The organism is Aliarcobacter vitoriensis (assembly GCF_003316695.1).
GTDB lineage: Bacteria > Campylobacterota > Campylobacteria > Campylobacterales > Arcobacteraceae > Aliarcobacter > Aliarcobacter vitoriensis.
On sequence record NZ_PDKB01000024.1, the window covers coordinates 1 to 21,266 of the forward strand.

Annotated in this window: 18 protein-coding genes; 15 read left to right on the plus strand and 3 right to left on the minus strand. The window is 27.4% G+C overall.

Annotation, left to right across the window (positions count from 1 at the left end; all coding sequences use genetic code 11):
- Positions 1 to 102: 102 nt before the first annotated feature.
- From CRU91_RS11020 to CRU91_RS11045, 6 genes are all read left to right on the plus strand, one after another.
- Entirely contained in the window at positions 103 to 309 is a 207-nt protein-coding gene (locus CRU91_RS11020; RefSeq protein ID WP_113895274.1) for a hypothetical protein, read from the plus strand.
- 187 nt (positions 310 to 496) lie between these two features.
- Positions 497 to 2,437 carry a TonB-dependent siderophore receptor gene (locus CRU91_RS11025; RefSeq protein WP_257118735.1) on the plus strand — a complete coding sequence of 647 codons (1,941 nt, stop codon included), beginning with the start codon at positions 497 to 499 and terminating at the stop codon, positions 2,435 to 2,437.
- A gap of 142 nt (positions 2,438 to 2,579) precedes the next feature.
- On the plus strand, positions 2,580 to 3,578 hold the full coding sequence (locus CRU91_RS11030; RefSeq protein WP_113895276.1) for a c-type cytochrome: 999 nt from the start codon (positions 2,580 to 2,582) through the stop codon (positions 3,576 to 3,578).
- Positions 3,579 to 3,593: 15 nt separating this feature from the next.
- Positions 3,594 to 4,535 carry a cache domain-containing protein gene (locus tag CRU91_RS11035; protein ID WP_113895277.1) on the plus strand — a complete coding sequence of 314 codons (942 nt, stop codon included), beginning with the start codon at positions 3,594 to 3,596 and terminating at the stop codon, positions 4,533 to 4,535.
- Positions 4,532 to 5,191 (plus strand): response regulator transcription factor, encoded by a 660-nt coding sequence (locus CRU91_RS11040; protein ID WP_113895278.1) that lies wholly within the window; start codon positions 4,532 to 4,534, stop codon positions 5,189 to 5,191. Before CRU91_RS11035 ends, CRU91_RS11040 begins: the two co-directional genes overlap by 4 nt.
- Positions 5,181 to 6,323 carry a sensor histidine kinase gene (locus CRU91_RS11045; RefSeq protein WP_113895279.1) on the plus strand — a complete coding sequence of 381 codons (1,143 nt, stop codon included), beginning with the start codon at positions 5,181 to 5,183 and terminating at the stop codon, positions 6,321 to 6,323. Before CRU91_RS11040 ends, CRU91_RS11045 begins: the two co-directional genes overlap by 11 nt.
- Here CRU91_RS11045 and sugE read toward each other — a convergent pair.
- The gene (gene sugE, locus CRU91_RS11050; protein WP_113895280.1) at positions 6,313 to 6,630 is read right to left on the minus strand and encodes a quaternary ammonium compound efflux SMR transporter SugE; all 318 of its coding nucleotides are present in this window, start codon (positions 6,628 to 6,630) and stop codon (positions 6,313 to 6,315) included. The genes CRU91_RS11045 and sugE overlap by 11 nt on opposite strands.
- A 125-nt stretch (positions 6,631 to 6,755) precedes the next feature.
- Here sugE and CRU91_RS11055 point away from each other — a divergent pair, with 125 nt between their 5' ends.
- From CRU91_RS11055 to CRU91_RS11065, 3 genes are all read left to right on the plus strand, one after another.
- Complete coding sequence (locus CRU91_RS11055; protein ID WP_113895281.1) at positions 6,756 to 7,637, plus strand: DMT family transporter; 882 nt, start codon at positions 6,756 to 6,758, stop codon at positions 7,635 to 7,637.
- A 182-nt stretch (positions 7,638 to 7,819) separates the two neighbouring features.
- Positions 7,820 to 8,026, plus strand: coding sequence for a hypothetical protein (locus CRU91_RS11060; RefSeq protein WP_113895282.1), 207 nt, complete (start codon positions 7,820 to 7,822; stop codon positions 8,024 to 8,026).
- A gap of 193 nt (positions 8,027 to 8,219) precedes the next feature.
- Complete coding sequence (locus CRU91_RS11065; protein ID WP_257118734.1) at positions 8,220 to 10,187, plus strand: TonB-dependent receptor; 1,968 nt, start codon at positions 8,220 to 8,222, stop codon at positions 10,185 to 10,187.
- Positions 10,188 to 10,232: 45 nt separating this feature from the next.
- Here CRU91_RS11065 and CRU91_RS11070 read toward each other — a convergent pair whose 3' ends face one another.
- Positions 10,233 to 11,417, minus strand: coding sequence for a peptidoglycan DD-metalloendopeptidase family protein (locus CRU91_RS11070; protein ID WP_113895284.1), 1,185 nt, complete (start codon positions 11,415 to 11,417; stop codon positions 10,233 to 10,235).
- A gap of 81 nt (positions 11,418 to 11,498) precedes the next feature.
- Between CRU91_RS11070 and CRU91_RS11075 the strand changes: the two genes are divergently transcribed.
- The 6 genes from CRU91_RS11075 to CRU91_RS11100 all read left to right on the plus strand — a co-directional run bounded on the left by CRU91_RS11075 (position 11,499) and on the right by CRU91_RS11100 (position 20,926).
- Positions 11,499 to 12,458 carry a L,D-transpeptidase family protein gene (locus CRU91_RS11075; RefSeq protein ID WP_235827005.1) on the plus strand — a complete coding sequence of 320 codons (960 nt, stop codon included), beginning with the start codon at positions 11,499 to 11,501 and terminating at the stop codon, positions 12,456 to 12,458.
- Between the two features lie 66 nt (positions 12,459 to 12,524).
- A complete protein-coding gene (gene purL, locus CRU91_RS11080) occupies positions 12,525 to 14,738 on the plus strand; it encodes a phosphoribosylformylglycinamidine synthase subunit PurL (protein WP_113895285.1) in 2,214 nt (737 codons plus the stop codon).
- Between the two features lie 65 nt (positions 14,739 to 14,803).
- Complete coding sequence (gene purH / locus CRU91_RS11085; RefSeq protein WP_113895286.1) at positions 14,804 to 16,336, plus strand: bifunctional phosphoribosylaminoimidazolecarboxamide formyltransferase/IMP cyclohydrolase; 1,533 nt, start codon at positions 14,804 to 14,806, stop codon at positions 16,334 to 16,336.
- A 47-nt stretch (positions 16,337 to 16,383) separates the two neighbouring features.
- Positions 16,384 to 18,987 carry an ABC transporter substrate-binding protein gene (locus CRU91_RS11090; RefSeq protein ID WP_235827006.1) on the plus strand — a complete coding sequence of 868 codons (2,604 nt, stop codon included), beginning with the start codon at positions 16,384 to 16,386 and terminating at the stop codon, positions 18,985 to 18,987.
- A 12-nt stretch (positions 18,988 to 18,999) separates the two neighbouring features.
- The gene (gene bioA, locus CRU91_RS11095) at positions 19,000 to 20,280 is read left to right on the plus strand and encodes an adenosylmethionine--8-amino-7-oxononanoate transaminase (protein WP_113895287.1); all 1,281 of its coding nucleotides are present in this window, start codon (positions 19,000 to 19,002) and stop codon (positions 20,278 to 20,280) included.
- Positions 20,267 to 20,926, plus strand: a complete 660-nt coding sequence (locus tag CRU91_RS11100; RefSeq protein WP_113895301.1) for an NUDIX hydrolase — start codon at positions 20,267 to 20,269, stop codon at positions 20,924 to 20,926. The genes bioA and CRU91_RS11100 overlap by 14 nt, the downstream gene beginning before the upstream one ends.
- Here CRU91_RS11100 and CRU91_RS11105 read toward each other — a convergent pair.
- Positions 20,919 to 21,260, minus strand: a complete 342-nt coding sequence (locus CRU91_RS11105) for a DsrE family protein (protein ID WP_113895288.1) — start codon at positions 21,258 to 21,260, stop codon at positions 20,919 to 20,921. The genes CRU91_RS11100 and CRU91_RS11105 overlap by 8 nt on opposite strands.
- Positions 21,261 to 21,266: the final 6 nt, after the last annotated feature.

Genomic DNA, 21,266 nt, shown 5'->3' on the forward strand with positions numbered 1-21,266 from the left:
ACAAATTTCAAAATTCTTTTGTAAAAATTGTCCATTTTTTTCATTTAAATCGTCTTACTATATAGAGAAACAAATTCTCAAAATTAATACAAAGGATTTAAGATGAAAAGAAAGATTTTCATTTCAGTTGTAACATCGTTGATGTTAGGAAGTTCTTTTGCAAATGCAAAAGAGATAAGTTTGCAAGAAGCAGTAGAGAATATAGTAAAGAAATATAATGTAACATATATTTCAAAATCAAAAGATTTGAAGAATAAAATAGTAGATTCAGAAAAGTTAGGTTTCGGGGGGGGGTACGGTATTAGATAGTTTAAATAGTGTACTAGAAGAACATAATCTCAAAGCTATCGAAGAAGATAGCATAATCTATATAATAGAAAAACCAAAATATCAAAACTTTGGTAATACTACTGTTTTAGATGAAATATCTGTTTCTGGAACAAATTATAAAAATGGTTCTGCTGAAAGTGGATATGTTACAAAAGAAATAAGTGGTATTGGACTTTGGGATAAAAGAAGTTTACAAAATACACCTTATCAAATGAGTATAATGTCACAAAATATGATAGAAAATACTGCAAGTACTTTAGATCAAGTTATTAAAATGAATCCTGTTGTTGAATTATCTTATACACCAACATCTACAAAAAGTTGGGGAGGATTAGGGGTAAATATAAGAGGATTTGATGCTGTTTCAAATACTATCTCAAATGGTATTCCATCTGGTTCTTATAATACACTAGGATATGATTTAGAGAGAATAGAAGTATTAAATGGTTTATCAGGATTTTTATATGGTATTGGAAATGTTGGTGGTTCAGTAAATTATGTAACAAAAAAACCAACACTTGAAAGACTTACAAATCTCACACTTGGAAGTACTGGAAATAAAGCATTTTATGGACATATTGATTTAGGTGGAAAGATAGATGAAGATGGAAAATTTTCTTATAGATTAAATGCTTTTAAACAAGATGGTGAAACTTCTATAAAAGACCAAAAACTTGATAACACTTTAATTAGTGGAGTATTAGATTGGAGAGTAACTGATAATCTAATTTTTACATTTGATGCCTCTCATAAAAATACAAAAACAAATAAATTAACAAGCAGTATTTTTACTGATGCTTCTGCTAGTAAATTTGATCCTAAACAGGGTTATGCTCCTGATTGGACTTATTCAGATTATTCTACGGATCAATTAGGACTTAAATCATTATGGCAAATCAATGATAATTTCAAATTAAGAGCAGGTTATAGTTATATTGAAAATGAAGCTGATCAAAGTCAGTCTTGGTTATATGATAATTATGATGGTGGAACATATAGCATTAATTATTATAGACTTTATCCATCAGAGACTAAAAGACATGGTGCTTATATTTATGGTGATATCGATTTTGAAACTTTTGGTATAGAACATACATTAACAATAGGTGGTTCTGGCACAAAGAGAAAATCTTATTCTATGTTGTCAACTTCTAATGAATGGGTAAAATTAGGAAATTATACTTTGGATCAGATAAATAATATAGCAAAACCAAATTATAAAGGGATTTCAAATAATCCAATGTATCTATCAAGTGATAGTGAAAACATTAATTTCCTAATAGGTGATGATATTAGATTTAATGATAACTGGGGTGCTTTAGTAGGATTTAATTATGTAAAAACAGAAACAAATAGCTATAACCAAAGTGGTAAAAGAACAGGAAAATATGATGATGAGGCAATTACTCCAACTATTTCATTACTATACAAACCTTTTGAAGATTTAACAGTTTATACAACATATATAGAGAGTTTAGAAAATGGAAAAACTGTTGGAACTATTTATAAAAATTCTGGAGAAATTTTTGCTCCTTATAATAGTAAACAGTATGAAATTGGAACAAAATATTCAATTTCAGAAAATCTACTTTTAAGTTCGGCACTGTTTAGAATAGAAAAAATGAATGATTATGCAGATGAAACAACAACTCCAAAAACACTTACTAGAGATGGATTACTAATACATGAAGGGTTGGAATTAACTTTAACTGGAAAATTAACTGATAATTTAACAGTTTTTGGTGGTGGAACACTTATGGATTTAAAAATAGATAAAGCTAACTCTTATGAAGGTAAAAAACCTATTGGAACTGCTTCTCAAATGGTAAAACTATATGCAGAGTATAATATTCCATTTATAGATGGATTAACTTTAACAGGTGGAGCATATTATACTGGGAAATCATATAGAGATAGTGCAAATACAGATATTATCCCTTCTTATACTATTTATGATGGAGGACTTAGATATAAAACAAAACTTGATAAATATCCAACTACTTTTATCTTCAATACTACAAATATTACAAATAAAAAATATTGGATTAGTGATGGATCATTTGGAAATCCAAAAAATATAGCATTTTCTATGAAAATGGAGTTCTAAAACTTGAATAAAAAAATACTTGCGATTATAGTTTTTATGGTCGCAAGTAGTTTTTATATTATTTACAATATTGTATTTGTTACATTCAAGTTATCTACAAAAGATATAGTCTTTTTATATAAATAGTAGGAGGAAATTATTTATGAAAAAGATTATAACTGTTACAGCTTTATCAGTATTAGCTATTGGTTCATTATTTGCAGCTGAAGTTGTTAAGTTTGAGAAAAAACTTATTCAAGAGCGAAATAACATAGGATTCAAATATGAAGGACCTAAAGTAGAGTATAAAATTCCAGATGAAAGTACTATTCCAAATAATCAATTTGGAGATTTAATCAAATATGGAAAAGAGTTAGTTGTTCATACTTACAAATATATAGGTCCAGAAGTTGAAGATCCTAAAATGAGATATGCAGGTAATAATCTTTCATGTCAAAGTTGTCACTTGGATGCTGGAACAAAAGCTTATTCAGCTCCATTTGTAGGAGTTTATGGAAATTTCCCACAATATCGTCCAAGAGAGGATGTTATTGGAACTTTAGCTGATAGGATAAATGGTTGCATGCAAAGAAGTATGAATGGAAAACCACTTCCAGTAGAGAGCAAAGAGATGAAAGCTATGGAAGCTTATATGTATTGGTTAAGTTTAGGTGTGCCAATTGGTGCTAAGGTTGAAGGAACGAGTTTAGCTGAAGTTAATAGAAAAATGATACAAACAACAAAGGCTGATCCAGTTAAAGGAAAACTTGTGTATGATACTCAATGTGCTTCATGTCATGGAGTTAATGGTGAAGGTATCAAAAATGATGGGCTTGCTAATGGATATATGTTCCCACCACTTTGGGGACCAGATAGCTACAATAAAGGTGCTGGAATGTATAGAACACTAAAAGCTATGGATTTTATCAAAGCTAATATGCCTTTAGGTGCTACTCATGAAAATCCAATTTTGACAGATGAAGAAGCTTATAATGTTGCAGTTTATATGAATTTAGACGAACATGAAAGACCTGAAAAAGCAAATAGAGAAAAAGATTTCCCTGATGCAAGGGTAAAAGCACCTGATACTTATATTGAAGGAATAGATCCAATTGAGAAAAAAACAGGACCATTTGGACAATTTATTAAACTTAATAAATAAAAAAGGAGTATCTTTATGATACTTCTTTTTAAATCATATAAAAAAACTTTTATTTTGTTTTCTTTATTTATAGCTATATTGCTATATTTTTTATATAAATATAACAATATTTTAAATCAAAGAACTTTAGATATTTTAGTATCAAATCAAGTACAAATCGCACAAAATGAACTAGAAAATCAAAAAAATCAAGCTTTATCTTTAGCTTTAATGTTCTCTAAAAATCAAGATATTATCAAAAATTTAGAAGAGAGTAATCATATTGAGTTAAAAAAAGAGCTTGTAAAACTTATAGAAATAATAAAAACATATACAAAGCATGACATTGATATACAAATCCATACAAAAGATTTGGAAGTTTTTACTAGAAGTTGGGAAGATAAAGATTTTGGTTTAAAGTTAGAGAGTTTTAGAGAAGGACTTGTAAAGGTAAAAAATACAAAAGAACCTTATGTTTCAAGTGAACTAGGTAAAAGATTTAATATAAAAGCTATTGCTCCTATTTTTGATAAAAATAGTATTTTTATAGGTTCTGTTGAAGTTATTGTAGATTTTAGTTTTTTGATTGAAAGATTAAAAGCTTTTGGTATAGGAAGCATTGTTTTACTTGAAACAAAATATTTGGATATTGCAAAATATCATAACAACAATAAAGTTTTGGAAAATTTTGTAGTTTTACAAAATAGTTTCAATAAAACTTTGTTTGAAACTTTGAGCAAAAACACAAATTATTTGAAAAATGATAAATTTTATTATGAGACAAATGATAGGATAATTACTCAAATTCCTTTAGGAAGTTTTGAAAATAATAGTGTTGGAGTTTTGGTAATATGTTTTGATAAAAATATAAATAATTTTTCATATTTACCAAAATATGATTATTTGGGAGATATTACTGTAAAACAAGAAAAAAAAGATTTTACAAGTAGTCAAAGAAAAGAGATAATAATAAAATGATAAAAGTTTTGTTACTTGAAGATGATTATTTATATAAAATATCTATAAAAGAGTTTTTAGAAGAGTTAGATTTTGTAGTTGATGATTTTGAAAATGGTGAAGATGCTTTACATGCTATTTTTGATAAAAAATATGATTTACTTTTACTAGATATCAGAGTTCCAAAAATGGATGGTTTTGAACTTGTAAAGTATGTAAGAGAGGCAAATATCGATACGCCAATCATTATTTTAACTTCACTTACTGATATAAAAGATTTAAGTCGTGGTTATACTTTAGGGTGCAATGACTATATAAGAAAACCTTTTGATATGATAGAACTGAAATTTAGAATAGAACAAGTTATAAAAAATCATTTTCAAGTAAATGATGATTTTATAGAATTAGATTTGGATTTTAAATATAGTATGAAAAAATCTCTTTTATATAAAGATGATGATATTGTAGATTTAAGTTCAAAAGAGATTGAACTTGTAGCTTTTTTGGTACAAAATCGAGGATTTTTTACCTCTATTGAAAGTTTACATGAGAATGTTTGGGAAAATAAAGAGATATCATATGCAGATATTAGAATGTGTATAAAAAGAGTTAGAGAAAAAACTCACAAAGATTTTATAAAAACTAAGAGATTTTTAGGATATAAAATTGATAGATAGTAAACTAGAGATAAAGTATATTGTAATTCAAGTAGCAATAAGTTTGCTTATAGCTTTTATTCCAATATATTTTTATATTGATGCAACTATAAAAAACCAAAATATTAAAGATAAACTAGATTTACAAAACTATTCAAATCAAATTGTTTTAAAAATAGAAAATTTTGAAAAACAAAATAACAATATTTTCTACTATCCAAGATCAAATATATTTTTTTCAAGTATCTTTGATGAAAATAGAAAAGAGATTTTTTATTCAAATAGTTCAATAGAACTTTTTGATGAAGATTTTAAAAATTTTAATGATAAGTTTTGCTACAAAGAGTATTTAGAATCAAATATTTTAGGAGCTTCTTTTTTGGTTGTTTGTAAAAATATTGATTATAGTGAAGTTATATACAATGCTTTGATTCTTCTTTTAATTGTGAGTGTTTTTATATTTTTACTCTCATTTTTTGTGATAAAACAAAGTATTGAGCCATATAAAAGATTAAATATTTATCTTGATGAATTTTTAAAAGATGCTATGCACGAGCTTAAAACTCCTATTGGAGTGGCACGCATAAATACAGATATGCTATCTTTAAGATTAAGAAATGATAAAAATATTTTAAGAGTTAAATCCGCACTCAAAAATATGACTATTATATATGAAGATTTAGAGTATTATATGCAACAAAATGTTGTAAAAGATTTGAAAACTAATATTGATTTTTCAAACTTTTTGGAAAAAAGAGTAGAATTTTTTAATGACTTAGCAGTAAGTAAGAATATAGTTTTTCACAAAAATATACAAACAAATATAAATATATATTTCAATGAAATAGAAGCTTTTAGATTGATTGATAATAACTTATCAAATGCTATAAAATACTCAAAAAATGACTCAAATATATATGTTACTTTGGAAAAAGAGGGTGGTTTTGTAAAATTAATTTTCAAAGATGAAGGTGTTGGTATAAAAGATACAAGCACAATTTTTGAAAGATATTATAGAGGCGATAATATAACTGGTGGTTTTGGAATAGGGCTTAGTATTGTAAAAAATATTTGTAAAAAAAACAGTATAAAAATAGATGTTGAATCCAAAGAAAACTCTGGAACAACATTTATCTACACTTTTAGTTTGTAGTAAGTTTTAGTCCTATAATACCCAATAAAATAAATAAAATACTAATTACTCTAATAATATTCATAGATTCACCAAACAAAAATATTCCAGCAATAACCGTACCAATAGTTCCTATTCCAACCCAAACAGCGTAAGCAGTTCCTAATGGAAGAGATTTTAGGGCAAGACTAAGAAGATAAAAGCTTATAATCATAGTAACAAGAGTAATTATGCTAGGAGTTAATTTTGTAAAACCTTCACTATATTTTAGACCAATAGCCCAAACAACTTCAAAAAGTCCAGCCAAAAATAGTATGAACCAACTCATAAAAATCCTTTATTTGAAAATTGAGGCCGTCCTCGATGAGTAAAGAGGCAGAGTCGTCTCTGCTTTAAAGACATCTATTTTATACTCTTTTAGATAAAATAAAAATAAAAATTTAAAGGATTGATTTGAGTGAAACTTTTAAAGCTCATATTCTAGCAACTATTGCAACTATTTTGATTGCTGGGTCATTTTTGGCTTCACAAAAACTAGCAAATGTTATTGACCCAACATCTTTAACTCTATTTAGATTTGTTTTGGCATTACTTTTTTTATCACCAATTATTATTTTTAATAAAGCTAGATTGATAAAAGTATTCCAAATACTTCCAAAAGCTTTGATTGTGAGTTTAGTTTATACTTTATATTTTATAGGTATGCTAAAAGCATTGGAAGATACAACAGTTTTAAATACAGCTACAATATATACTTTAGTACCTTTGATGACTGCAATATTGTGTATATTTTTCTTTAAAGAAAAAATACCTTTAAAACAGCTATTTATATATATTTTAGGGATTATTTCTACTTGTATTGTTGTATTTAAAGCTGATTTTGGATTGTTTTTAACTTTGAGTTTAAATAAAGGTGATATTGTATTTTTAATTGCTTCATTTTCTATGGCTTTATATCCTATATTTATAAAGATTTTATATAGTAAAAAAGATGAATTATTGGTTTTAGTTTTTGCTACACTTTTAGGTGGAATTGTATGGATGAGTTTAACTATGCAAATTTTAAATATACCTTATGATTGGAATAAAATAGAATTGAATCATTTTTATTCTTTACTTTATTTGGTTATTGGAACTACTATAATAACGCTATTTTTATATCAAAAAGCAACTTTGATTTTAGGACCTAAAAAACTTATGGCTTATATTTATCTAAATCCTGCAATAGTTGCTGTTATAATGTTTTTATTTGAAGGACAAACTATAACTTTGGGAGTTTTAGCTGGAATTTTATTGTCTGTTATTGCTACAATTATTATTTTAAGACAAAGATAAAATATAAATTTGAATTTTAGAAATATAATTCTATAATTCAAATTTACTCTCATATTGTTACAAAAAGTAACTCTAGCTAACAAATTTGAAAATTCTTTTGTAAAAATTGTCCATTTTTTTCATTTAAATCGTCTTACTATATAGAGAAATAAATTCTCAAAATTAATACAAAGGATTAGAAGATGAAAAGAAGAGTTTTCATGTCAGTTGTAACATCATTGATGTTAGGAAGTTCTTTTGCAAATGCAAAAGAGATAAGTTTGCAAGAAGCAGTAGAGAATATAGTAAAGAAATATAATGTAACATATATTTCAAAAGCTAATAACCTTAAAGATAAAAGTATAAATTCGCAAAAAGTGAGTTTCGGGGGGGGGTACGGTATTAGATAGTTTAAATAGTGTACTAAATCCAAATGATTTAAAAGCTATTCAAGAAGATGGTGTAATATATATAATAGAAAAACCAAAATATCAAAACTTTGGTAATACTACTGTTTTAGATGAAATATCTGTTTCTAGTTCTAATTATAAAAATGGAAGTGCAGAATCAGGCTACCTTGTAGAAGAAACAAAGGGAGTAGGTATTTGGAATGAAAGAAAACTACAAGACACTCCATACTCAATGACTGTAATCTCAAAAGACTTAATCGAAAATAGTGTTGCAGTGAATATGTCACAAATTTTTAAAATGAGCCCACTTACTCAAGATTTAGGAAGAACATATATGGATACCGTTAATGTATCTATAAGAGGATTCTCTGGAAGTGCACCTGTAATAGATGGAATCCCTTATGCTTTATCTTTAGGTTCGATGAGTATGGAAGAGATTGAAAGAGTAGAAATTATAAATGGAACATCAGGATTTTTATATGGTGGTGGAAGAGTTGGAGGAGCAGTTAATTATGTTATCAAATCACCAACACAACAAGATTTAAGAAATATAACTATTGGAAACTATGGTGGAGAACAATACTATGGACATATTGATTTAGGTGGAAAGTTTGATGAAAAAGGTAAGTTTGGTTATAGAGTAAACTTGATGTACCAAGATGGAGAAACTCCTATAAAAAATATAGATAAAGAACAAAAAGTTGCAAGTGTTGCTTTAGATTGGCAAATTACAGATAATGTATATGCAGATGTTAAATATAACCATAGATATTATAAAAGTAATAATCAAGTATCATTTGGTGGCTTTTCAGGAGAAAATCCTAAACTTGATGTAGGAGAACAGTATAAACCAGATTGGGCTTATGATGAAAAAGAGCATGATAGAGTAATAGCTAGTTTAAAATGGGCAATAAATGATATTTTTACTTTAAGAACATCAGCTTTTTATGAAGATGGAACTTATAATCTAATATCATCAGGCTTAAATTATTTAGGAAATGGCTTATATAACCAAAATTTTTGGAATTATGGGGAAAGAGATACAAGTAGTTATGGAGGAAATGTTTTCTTAGATAGTGAATTTTCACTTTTAAATACTGAGCATTTATTAACTCTTGGGTATTCAGAAAATTATTCAGATTTTTCTGTTTCTGCTGATGGATTCTTAGGTCACACACAAAGTGGTATTACTTTAGAACAAGCTAAAAATACAGCAAAACCAAATTGGTCAAGTAAAGGAACACTAGGTACTTATCCAAAAATAAAAGCTGGAGATACAATATATAAAAATATTTTAATAGGTGATGATATTACTTTTAATGAACAGTGGAGTGCTATGGTAGGAGTTAATTATGCAACTGCTATTAATGAAAACTATCATAATACGGTTGGTGGAACAAATAATGGTGAATTAAAGACAAAATATGATGAATCAGAATGGACACCAACTTTATCACTTATTTATAAACCAATTGAATATTTGACAACTTATGCTACATATATGGAAAGTTTAGAACAAGGAACTATTGTTGGAGATACTTATGCAAATAGAGGCGAAATATTAGCTCCATATGTAAGTAAACAATATGAAGTTGGAGCAAAATATAATCTAAATGAAAGTGTTTTATTAACTGGAGCACTTTTTAGAATTGAAAAAGCAAATTTTTATGAAGAACATTCAACAAATTCTTTACCAATTTACACTCAAAATGGTGAACAAATACATCAAGGATTAGAATTAACTGCTACTGGAAAAGTTACAGATAACTTAACAATATTTGGTGGAGGAGTATTGATGGACTTGAATGTTAAAAATACAACACATTGGAGTGATGGAAATATAAAAGATAAAAAACCAACAAATGCAGCTTCAAAAATGGCAAAAATATATGCAGAGTATGAAATCCCACAAATCAAAGGTTTATTTTTAACAGGAGGTGCATATTATACTGGTAAAAAATATGGTAATGAAACTAATACTAATTATGTGCCATCTTATACACTATTTGATGCAGGGCTTAGATATAAAACAAAACTAGATAAATATCCAACAACTTTTATAGTTAATGTACAAAATTTAACTGATGAAGATTATTGGGCTAGTAGTTCTGTTTTAGGTGATCCAAGAACTGTTGCATTTTCTATGAAAATGGAGTTTTAATAATATTTAAAAATAAAGAGAGATTATATACTCTCTTTATTTTACTTAGAATAAATCAATATTACTTCTATCATGAATCCTATCTAATCTATTTGGAGTAGTTCTGTTGTCGTTATTCATTTCTTTATTAAACTTCGAGATGATATTTTTTGCATTTGCTAAGAAAGGAGCTTTGTCCCTTGGATCAAGACCTTCCATTTTTGGTTTTTTAAGTACAGTCATAGGGTCTACTGCTACATTGTTTCTATATAAACCTAAATGTAAATGTGGACCAGAACTAAGTCCTGTTGAACCAACATAACCTATAAGTTCACCTTTTTTTACAACTTTCCCTTGTCTAATACCTTTTGCAAAACCATTTTGATGTGCATACAAAGTTTTATAACCATTTTGGTGGTTAATGATAATTGTCTTTCCATATCCACCTTTTGTACCTACAAATTCAACTCTTCCATCACTAGCTGCATATATATTTCTTCCAGTTGGTGCTGCAAAATCTGTACCTAAGTGGGCTCTATATCTTTTTAAAACAGGATGGTATCTTTTATTTGTAAATGGGCTTGAAATTCTAGTATATGTTAAAGGAATTTGGAAAAGATATGTTTTTGTAAATCCAACACCATTTTCATCATAGTATTTGTCATCTTTTTCATTTTTAAATCTATAAAATGGTTTTCCATTTATTTGAACCATTACAGATTTTATTTCAGGCATTCCGTGAAGTTTTCCTAAATAAGTTTTTTGGCTATATTCAACTGCAACAAAATCACCTTTTTTCATTTTTTTAAAATCAACTCCACTAAATAAAGAGTTTATTATTGCTGATATTGTAACGTCTCCAGTTGCTTTTTGAATATCACTAGAGATTGATTCATTAATAGGAATAGCAAATAATTCAGAACTTTCAGAATAGTTTATAGGAAGAGTTTGGAATTTATAATTGTTTGTTGAATCTTTGTATATATGAATTTGCATATCAAGAGAAACAGGAATTAAAACTTGTGAGAAACTACCATCATCTTCAGTGTATAAATGAAACCTATTGTTTGTTTGAATCTCACTACAAAGTTCTTTATCCTCTTTATCTAGTTCATAATATAGTTTTAATGGAATGTTGTTCTTTTCTAAAAAAGTTAAAAAGCTTTCACCTTTTGGCCAGAGTAACTCTTCAACTTGTGCTGAGTATAAAAAATTGATAAGAAAAATAAAAGATAATAAAATTTTTTTCATATTATATATAATCCCTTTTTATTAAAAAATTAGGACAAATATTATATAATAATAAAACTTAAATACTAAATGGAGTAGGGCTTGTTAAAAATAATAATTTTAATTTTTCTAGGGGTAAACCTTTTCGCTAGTGATATCTTTGAACTTTATAGAACAAAAGGTATTAGTGCAGTAGAAAAAGAACTAGAAAAAAGTTTAAAAGATATTGGTGCTTGGGAAAAGTATCTTGAGAATAAAAATGTTGATTATGGTTTTTATGAAACAAAAAAATACATAATCGTTGCACAAAAAAATAATAAAAAAATTTCTTTATATGAGAAAGATAAAGATGATTTTAAAAAGGTATCAACTGATAGCATAATTGTTGGAGAAAAAGAGGGAGATAAACTTGTAGAAGGAGATAAAAAAACTCCTGAAGGTGCTTATGAATTAACTCAAAAAAGAACTGGTCTTGATCAATTTTATGGTCCTTTTGCTTTAGTTACTGCATATCCTGATAATTTTGATAAAAGTTTAAATAGAAAAGGGCATGGTATTTGGATACATGGTATGCCACTAAATGGAGATAGAGAGCTTTTTACTCAAGGTTGTATAGCTTTAAATAATGATAAATTGGAAGCTTTAGAAAAAAATATTGATTATAAAAAAGCAGTTTTAATTACAACAAATGAAGATTTCAAAAAAGCAACAAAAAGTGATATCGCTTTAATTTTAAGTACGGTTTATAAATGGAAAGATGCTTGGAAGTATTCAAAAATTGATGAGTATTTATCTTACTATTCAAAAGATTTTAAAAGAGCTGATAGAAGTGATATTAATACATTTTCTTCTCAAAAAAGAGCAGTTTTTGCAAAAAATGAAGATAAAACTATAAATCTATTTAATCTTGATATTTCTCCATATCCAAACTCTTTAGGTAAAAAAATGTATAAAGTATTGATGGATGAGGAATATTTTAGTCCAAGTGTAAGATTTATTGGTAAAAAAGAACTTTTTATAGAGATAGTTAATAATAAAGTTCAAATTCTAACAGAAGATTAAAAGCAAATTTAACTCTTTTTTAGATACAATCAGCCTTAAATTCAATAACCAAATTTAAGGCGAAAAATGCAAAAAAAAGAGATGAATATTCAAGAAATAGCACTTGCACACTCTTTAACTTTAGAAGAGTTTGAAAATATCAAAGAAATTTTAGGAAGAGAGCCAAATTATGTTGAAATTGGTATCTTTTCTGCTATGTGGAGCGAACACTGCTCATATAAATCAAGTAAAAAATATTTAAGTGGTTTCCCAACAAAAGCACCATGGGTTATTCAAGGACCTGGAGAAAATGCTGGAGTTATAGATATTGGCGATGGATATGCTGCTGTATTTAAAATGGAATCTCACAATCACCCAAGTTTCATAGAGCCTTATCAAGGAGCTGCTACTGGAGTTGGAGGAATTTTAAGAGATGTATTTACAATGGGTGCAAGACCAGTTGCTAGTATGAACTCTATAAGATTTGCTTCAATTGAAGGAGATAGTGAAACTGCTAAAAAACATAGATATCTTTTAAAAGGTGTTGTTGCTGGAATTGGTGGATATGGAAACTGTATGGGTGTTCCAACTATTGGTGGAGAGACAACTTTTGAAGAGTGTTATGCTGGAAATAATCTTGTAAATGCATTTACTTTAGGTTTAGCGAAAGCTGATGAAATTTTTTATGGACGAGCTGAAGGTATAGGAAATCCTGTTATCTATGTAGGAAGTAAAACTGGACGAGATGGACTTGGTGGGGCTGTTATGTCAAGTGCCTCTTTTACAGAAGATAGTGAAAGCAAAAGACCAACTGTTCAAGTTGGAGATCCATTTACTGAAAAACTACTTTTAGAGGCTTGTTTAGAACTATTTAAAAAAGATTTAATTGTTGGTATTCAAGATATGGGAGCTGCAGGACTTACTTCATCTTCATTTGAAATGGCAGGAAGAAGTGGTTCTGGAATGGTTATGCATTTAAATAAAGTTCCTGCACGAGAAGAGGGAATGACTCCTTATGATTTTATGTTAAGTGAATCTCAAGAAAGAATGCTTATTTGTGCTAAAAAAGGTTGTGAGCAAGATATTATAGATATTTTCCAAAAATGGGAGCTTGATGTTGCTGTTATTGGTGAAGTTACAAATACTGGAAATATGGAACTATTTTGGCATGGTGAAAAAGTTGCTGATATTCCAGTTCAACCAGTGAGTGAACAAGCACCAGTTTTAGATAGACCAATTAAAGAACCAGAATATTTAAAAACTATTGAAAATGTAAAATTAGATAAAGAAATCTCAAATCAAATCGCTTTTGATGAACTTTTTTCGGATATGGAAGTTGTAGATAAATCTTGGATTTATAATCAATTTGATTCAATGGTGCAAACAAATACTATAAAAGGTCCTGGAAGTCTTGATGGTTCAACAATTAGGATTAAAGAGACGGGAAAAGCTTTAAGTATGAGTGCTGATTGTAATACAAGATTTTGCTATATTAATCCACAATTAGGAGCAGCAGCAGCTGTTATGGAAAGTGGAAGAAATGTTGCTATGAGTGGCGCTGTTCCAAAAGCTATTACAGATTGTTTAAATTTTGGTAATCCACAAAATCCAGAAGTTATGTGGCAGTTTAAAGAGAGTTGTGAAGGTATAAAAAATGCTTGTAGAGCTTTAAATACTCCAGTTATTGGTGGAAATGTATCTTTATATAACGAAACAAATGGAGTAGGAGTTTTCCCAACACCTTCTATTGCTATGGTGGGAGTAAATGAAGATGCAAATAATGTATTAAGTGCAAAACTTCAAGGAAATGGAAATATCTTATATCTTTTAGGAGATACAAAATCAGAGTTTGGTGGAAGTTTATATCTAAAAAAACTTTATGGAAAAGTAGCAGGAACTCACCCTGAAGTTGATTTTGAAAAAGAACTTAATTTATGGAATACAGTAATTGAAGCAAATAAAGCTAAGCTTTTAAAATCTGCAAAAGATGTAAATCTTGGTGGAATTGCTATATCTTTGGCAAAAATGGCTGTTGTTGGAAATATTGGAGTTGAAGCAAATATCTCTTTAGAAGATGGTAAAGATATTTTTAGTGAAAGTTTAAGTCGAGCAATAGTAGAAGTTGAACTTTCAAATTGTGAAGCATTTGAACAATTAGCATCTAAAAATGGAATTTCTTGTATAAGTATTGGAAAAACTGGTGGAGATAAAATCATAATAAATGATATTTTTAAAGAGTTAGATAAATTAAGTCAAGTTTACTTTAATAGATTTAAAGAAGTAATAGAACAAGATCAATAAAATCTTTATTAGCCAAACTTTTTAGTTTGGCTTTTTTTATTTTTAAAATTAAAAGAAGGGAAAGAATGAGAGCATTAATTAGTGTAAGTGATAAAAGTGGTGTTGTAAATTTTGCAAAAGAGCTTGTAAAATTAGGTTATGAGATAATTTCAACTGGAGGAACTTATAGTAAGTTAAAAGAAGAAGGTGTATCTGTAATTGAAGCAAATGAAGTTACAAAATTTCCAGAATGTTTTGAAGGAAGAGTAAAAACTTTAAATCCTTATATTCACGGTGGAATTTTACATAGACGAGATAAACAATCACATTTAGACCAAGCTAAAGAGTTAGGTGTTGAAGGTATTGATTTAGTTTGTGTAAATTTATATCCATTTAAAGCAACAATAGAAAAAACAGATGATTTTGAAGAAATTATTGAAAATATAGACATTGGTGGACCAGCGATGGTTAGAAGTGCTGCTAAAAACTTTGATTCAGTTATTATTGTTACAGATGTTGCTGATTATGATTTAGTATTAAATAATCTAAAAAACAATACAAATACGTACGAGTTTAGAAGAGATTTAATGATAAAAGCTTATGAACACACAGCTTCTTATGATTCTATGATTGCAAACTATATGAACAAAAGATTTAATAATGGTTTTGGGGCAAAACAATTTATAGTTGGAAATAAAGTATTTGATACAAGATATGGAGAAAATCCACATCAAAAAGGTGCTTTATATGAGTTCGATAAACAATTTTCAAGTAAATTTAAAATTGTAAAAGGAGAACCAAGTTTCAATAATATGGGTGATATTAGTGGAGCTGCTAAAATTGCTGCTGCTTTTGGAAAAGATAAAGCTGTTTGTATAGTAAAACATGGAAATCCATGTGGTTTTGCTATAAAAGATACTTTATTAGATTCTTATATTGAAGCACTAAAATGTGATCCAATTTCAGCTTTTGGTGGAGTTGTAGCAGTAAATGGAATAGTTGATAAAGAGTTATCAGAGAAAATGAATGAGATTTTTTTAGAAGTTATCTTTGCTGCAAAATTTACACCAGAAGCAGTAGCAGTTTTTGAAAGTAAAAAAAGAATTAAACTTTTTGAGCAAGGAACTGAATTTTTAGAATTGGCAAATGATGAGATTGATTTTAAAAGAGTTGATGGAGGATTTGTATATCAAGATGCTGATAAAGTTGGAGTTGATGAAGTTAAAAACTCAAAACTTATGTCAAAAAGAGCTGCATCTCAACAAGAGATAAAAGATATGGAAATTGCTTATAAAATAGCAAGTTTAACAAAATCAAATTGTGTAGTTTATGTAAAAAATTCTGCAATGGTTGCTGTTGGTATGGGAATGACAAGCCGTGTTGATGCTGCAAAAGCTGCTTTAAGAAAAGCTAGTGATTTAGAAATTGATGTAACTGGAGCAGTTTTAGCAAGTGAAGCATTCTTCCCATTTAGAGATAGTATTGATGAGGCACAAAAAGCAGGTGTTAAATGTGTTATTGAGCCAGGTGGAAGTATCAGAGATGACGAAATTATAGAGGCAGCAAATGAATATGGAATGGCTCTATATTTTTCTGGAATAAGACACTTTTTACACTAAAAAATATTCTATACCAAAATTTTTGGTATAGATTTTAAAGGCTAAAATTGAAATTTTTTTTAAATCTTAAATTTTTTATTATATTTATCATCTTTTCTACAAATATGTATTCAAAAGATTTAAAAAAAGTTACACTTCAATTAGCTTGGTTTGACCAATTTCAATATGCTGGTTACTATATGGCAAAGGAAAAAGGTTTTTATGAAGAGTTAGGTCTTGATGTTGAAATTTTACCATTCTCATTTGATATAGATATTCCAAAAAGTGTAAATGATGGTGAAATTAATTTTGCTATTGGAAGAGAAAATTTAATAGTTGAAAAATCTCGAAATAAAAATATTGTAATTATAAATGCACTTTTTCAGGTATCACCTTTAGTTTTGATTAGTACAAAAAATTCAGGTGTTGATGTTATATCAAAATTCCAAAATAAAACAATGATGACTACTTTAGATGATTCTAGTGAAGTATCTATAAAATCTATGATAGTATCAAACAAAATAGATATAAACAGTATAAATATAATTCCACATTCTCATAATATAAATGACTTGATAGATAAAAAAACAGATTTGATAACAGCTTATATTTCAAAAGCACCATATTGGCTAGAAAAAGATAATATAAAATATAATGTATTTTCTCCAAAAGATTATGGATTTGATTTATACAGTGATTTTTTATATACAAATGAAGATTATGTAAAAGATAATAAAAATATAGTCTTAGATTTTAAGAAAGCATCTTTAAAGGGTTGGGAATATGCTTATACTCATATAGATGATAGTGTTAATACAATTTTAGAAAAATATAATAGTCAAAACCTGACAAAAGATGAATTGATATTTGAAGCAAATGAACTAAAAAAGTTATCTTATGTAAAAGATATTGAATTAGGAGATATAAAAAAAGAGAAGTTTCAAAGAATTTATGATTTATATAATCTAATGGGATTAATAGATAATCATATAGATATAAATAGTTATTTTGCAAATTTGAATGATGATAATATAAAATTTACGTATGAAGAGCAAAAATATTTAGATAAAATCATAGATATAAAAATGTGTTCTGCCCCAAATATATTACCATATAGTCAAGTTGAAAATGATATTTTTAAAGGAGTTGTAGCTGATTATATTTCATTACTTCAAACAAAGCTACCAAAACCTATAAAACTTGTACCAACTTCGACTTGGAGTGAAACCTTAACAAATCTATATAAAAATAAGTGTGATATTTTGTCAATATCTGTAAAACCAAATCAAGGTGAAACGGATTTTTTATATACAAAACCATATATGAAAATTCCACTTGTTTTATTAACTTCAAGTAGTGTAACATTTATAGATAACTTAAGTTCTTTAAAAAATAAGAAAATTACTGTAAATAAAAACTATGAATTAATTGAAAAATTAAAAGATAAATATAAAGATATAGATTTTATTCCAGTAAATAATTTTGATGAAGCTATGGAAAAAATACTCTCTGATGATGTTTTTGGACATATAGATACTATTGCAACTTCTTGGTATAACATTCAAACAAAATATTTATCTAAAATATCAATTTCTGGAAAGATAGATGAAAGTTTAAGCGTATCAATTGCAGTAAACAAAGATAAAGTAGAAATATATAATATTTTTGAAAAATTAGTACAATCAATAGATGAAAAACAGATAGTTGATATTGTGAATAAGTGGGTTTATACAAAATATGAAAATTATTTTGATTTTGCAACAGCTACAAAAATTTTTATTGCACTTTTAGTTATATTGGGAGTTATTCTGTATAGACAAATTTTCTTAAATAGGATGAATAAAAGACTTAAATATCTAGTTAGTTTAAAGACTAGACAACTTAAAAATGTAAATAAAAGATTGGCAAATAGGATAAAAAAAGAGGTTGATAAAAATTTACAAAAAGATAGAATCTTATCTCAACAACAAAAAATGATCTCTATGGGACAAATGATAGAAAATATAGCTCATCAGTGGCGACAACCATTGTCAATTATATCTACAAATGCAAGTTCGATAAAATTGAAGAAACAGCTAAATATGTTAGATGATGATGAATTATTCAAAATAACAGACTCTATTGTAAGCACTTCTTTGTATCTATCTGAAACAATAGATGACTTTAGATATTTCTTTAAACCACAAAAAAATAAAGAGATTTTTGATTTAGATTCTTGTATCAAAAAAAGTATAGAATTAGTTAATATGAGTCTTGTAAAAAATATGGTGAAGGTAGAATATAAATCAAAAAGTATTAAAATATTTGGTTATGAAACAGAGCTAATACAGGTTTTAATAAATATTTTGAATAATTCAAAAGATGCATTAGAACAAAATAAAATTGATAAAAGAATTATAGTTATTGAGTTAAAAGTTAATAAAAATAGAGTTTTAATTGAAATAAAAGATAATGCTGGAGGAATTGATGAGAATATCTTAGATAAAGTTTTTGAACCATATTTTACTACTAAACATCAATATAGTGGAACTGGAATAGGACTTTATATGTCAAATCAGATTATTTCTAAACATATGAATGGAGAAATCTTTATAAAAAATTCTGAATTTACTTTTGAAAATGTATCTTATAAAGGGGCAATGGTAACTATTGCTTTAAATATCGTGGAATAATAGGAGTAACATTTGAATTATTTAGAAATAGATAAAAATCACACTTGGCATCCATATAACTCTTTACCTTCAAAAACTAAAATTTTAGGTGTAAAAAAGACTAAAAAATGCAAAATATATTTGGAGAGTGGAGAAAAACTTATAGATGGTATGAGTTCTTGGTGGAGTGCAATTCATGGATATAATAATAAATTTTTAAATAAATCTTTGAAAAAGCAACTTAAAATTATGCCACATATTATGTTTGGTGGTTTAACTCATAAACCAGCTTCAATTTTGAGTAAGAAATTGGTTGATTTAACTGGTTTGAACTCAGTTTTTTTATGTGATAGTGGTTCAGTTTCAGTTGAAGTAGCTTTAAAAACTGCTATTTTGTATCAAAAAGCAAAAGGAAAAGATAAATATAAATTTTTAGCATTAAAAAATGCTTATCATGGTGATACTCTAGGAGCAATGAGTGTTTGTGATAAAGAAAACTCTATGCACTCTCTTTATGGAACATATTTAAGTCAAAATATTTTTACACAAGCTCCATCTTTAGGATTTGATAGTGATTGTTCAAAAGAATTAAAAGAGTTGGAAGAGATTTTAAAAAAACACCATAACGAAATAGCAGGATTTATAATAGAGCCAGTTGTTCAAGGTGCTGGAGGTATGAGAATATATAATCCAAAATATCTTGAAACTGCAAAAAAACTTTGTGAAAAGTATGATATTTTGTTTATTTTTGATGAAATTGCAACTGGTTTTGGGCATACTGGAAAAATGTTTGCTTATGAATATACAAATATAAAACCAGATATCTTAACTATTGGAAAAGGCTTAACTGGTGGATATATGACAATGGCTGCTATGCTTACAACAAAAGATATAAGTGATACTATTTCAAATAGCCAAATTGGGGTACTTATGCATGGTCCAACATTTATGGCAAATCCATTGGCTTGTAGCGTTGCAAATGCAAGTATAGATTTACTTTTAAATTCTCCTTGGCAAAAAAGAGTTTTAAAAATAGAGAAAATATTTGAAGAAGAATTAGAAAAAATAAAAGATAGCAAAATAGTAAAAAATGTAAGAAATATTGGAGTTATTGGAATAATAGAGCTTAAAGATGATAAATATGCTTCAAAACTTCAAGATTTTTGTGTGGAAAATGGGGTTTGGCTTCGTCCTTTTGGTAAGCTTTTTTACTCGATAGTTGCATATACAATTTCACAAAAAGAGTTATTAAAAATAACTAAAACTATGATAGATGCTATAAAATATATAGAAAATCATGATGAAAAATTCTAAAATAAAATCACTGAAAGCAAAGCTTCCAAAACATCCAAATATTTTAGGAAGAGATAGAATTTTTAATAGTGCAGTTTTAATTCCTCTTATAAAAATAAAAGGAAAATATCATCTACTTTTTCAAAAAAGAGCAAAGCATATAAAGCAAGGTGGAGATATTTGTTTTGCTGGTGGTGGATTTGATCAAAGTTTAGATAAAAATTTCAAAGATACGGTTTATAGAGAACTTTATGAAGAGTTAGGAATTCTTAAGAAAGATATAAATATCTTTGGACAGCTTGATACTTACTATACTTCTATTGGTGTTTTAATAGAACCATTTGTAGGTAAAATAAAAAGTAAAGCTTTAAAAAATTTAAAAATAGATAAAAATGAAGTTGAAAAAATTTTATTAATTCCTCTATCTTTTTTTAAAAATACAAAACCAGAAGTTTATACTTTAAAAAATCAAATAATGCCTTATGAAATAGATGATAATGGAGATATAATAGAATATTTTCCTACAAAAGATTTAGGTTTACCTAAAATATATCATGAACCTTGGGGAAATAAAAATCATAAAGTTTGGGTTTATAAATGGGAAGATGAAGTAATTTGGGGTATTACTTCATTTTTAATAAAAGAGTTTCTGAAAAAGCTTAAATAGTCAAAACAGAATAGCTATCATCTTTTAAAGCTTTTGTTAAAAGCTCACCTGTATGAGTTACTTCAATTCCAAGTTTTTCTAATTCTTCTCTAGCACCATAATCTTCTACGCAAACAATACAAGCACTCATTTTTACACCTGTACTTATGATATGTCGTATTTTCTCTTTTATAAATGTTTGATTTTTTACAAGCAATATTGATGGTCCCCAAAGCATTAAATGTGCTGTTTTCCAGTAGTTTCTATCTAAAATTACACTTGAATATAAAAGTGGAAAGTTATTTGCAACTTCTATATCTCCATTTGTCCAAACTATAAGTAGATTCTCTTTCATTTAAAA

Bases quoted from the DNA above. Each gene is read 5' to 3' on its own strand.
- CRU91_RS11020 (WP_113895274.1), top strand. From the start codon at position 103: ATGAAAAGAAAGATTTTCATTTCAGTTGTAACATCGTTGATGTTAGGA.
- CRU91_RS11030 (WP_113895276.1), top strand. From the start codon at position 2,580: ATGAAAAAGATTATAACTGTTACAGCTTTATCAGTATTAGCTATTGGT.
- CRU91_RS11035 (WP_113895277.1), top strand. From the start codon at position 3,594: ATGATACTTCTTTTTAAATCATATAAAAAAACTTTTATTTTGTTTTCT.
- CRU91_RS11040 (WP_113895278.1), top strand. From the start codon at position 4,532: ATGATAAAAGTTTTGTTACTTGAAGATGATTATTTATATAAAATATCT.
- sugE (WP_113895280.1), bottom strand. From the start codon at position 6,630: ATGAGTTGGTTCATACTATTTTTGGCTGGACTTTTTGAAGTTGTTTGG.
- CRU91_RS11060 (WP_113895282.1), top strand. From the start codon at position 7,820: ATGAAAAGAAGAGTTTTCATGTCAGTTGTAACATCATTGATGTTAGGA.
- CRU91_RS11070 (WP_113895284.1), bottom strand. From the start codon at position 11,417: ATGAAAAAAATTTTATTATCTTTTATTTTTCTTATCAATTTTTTATAC.
- purL (WP_113895285.1), top strand. From the start codon at position 12,525: ATGCAAAAAAAAGAGATGAATATTCAAGAAATAGCACTTGCACACTCT.
- purH (WP_113895286.1), top strand. From the start codon at position 14,804: ATGAGAGCATTAATTAGTGTAAGTGATAAAAGTGGTGTTGTAAATTTT.
- CRU91_RS11100 (WP_113895301.1), top strand. From the start codon at position 20,267: ATGAAAAATTCTAAAATAAAATCACTGAAAGCAAAGCTTCCAAAACAT.
- CRU91_RS11105 (WP_113895288.1), bottom strand. From the start codon at position 21,260: ATGAAAGAGAATCTACTTATAGTTTGGACAAATGGAGATATAGAAGTT.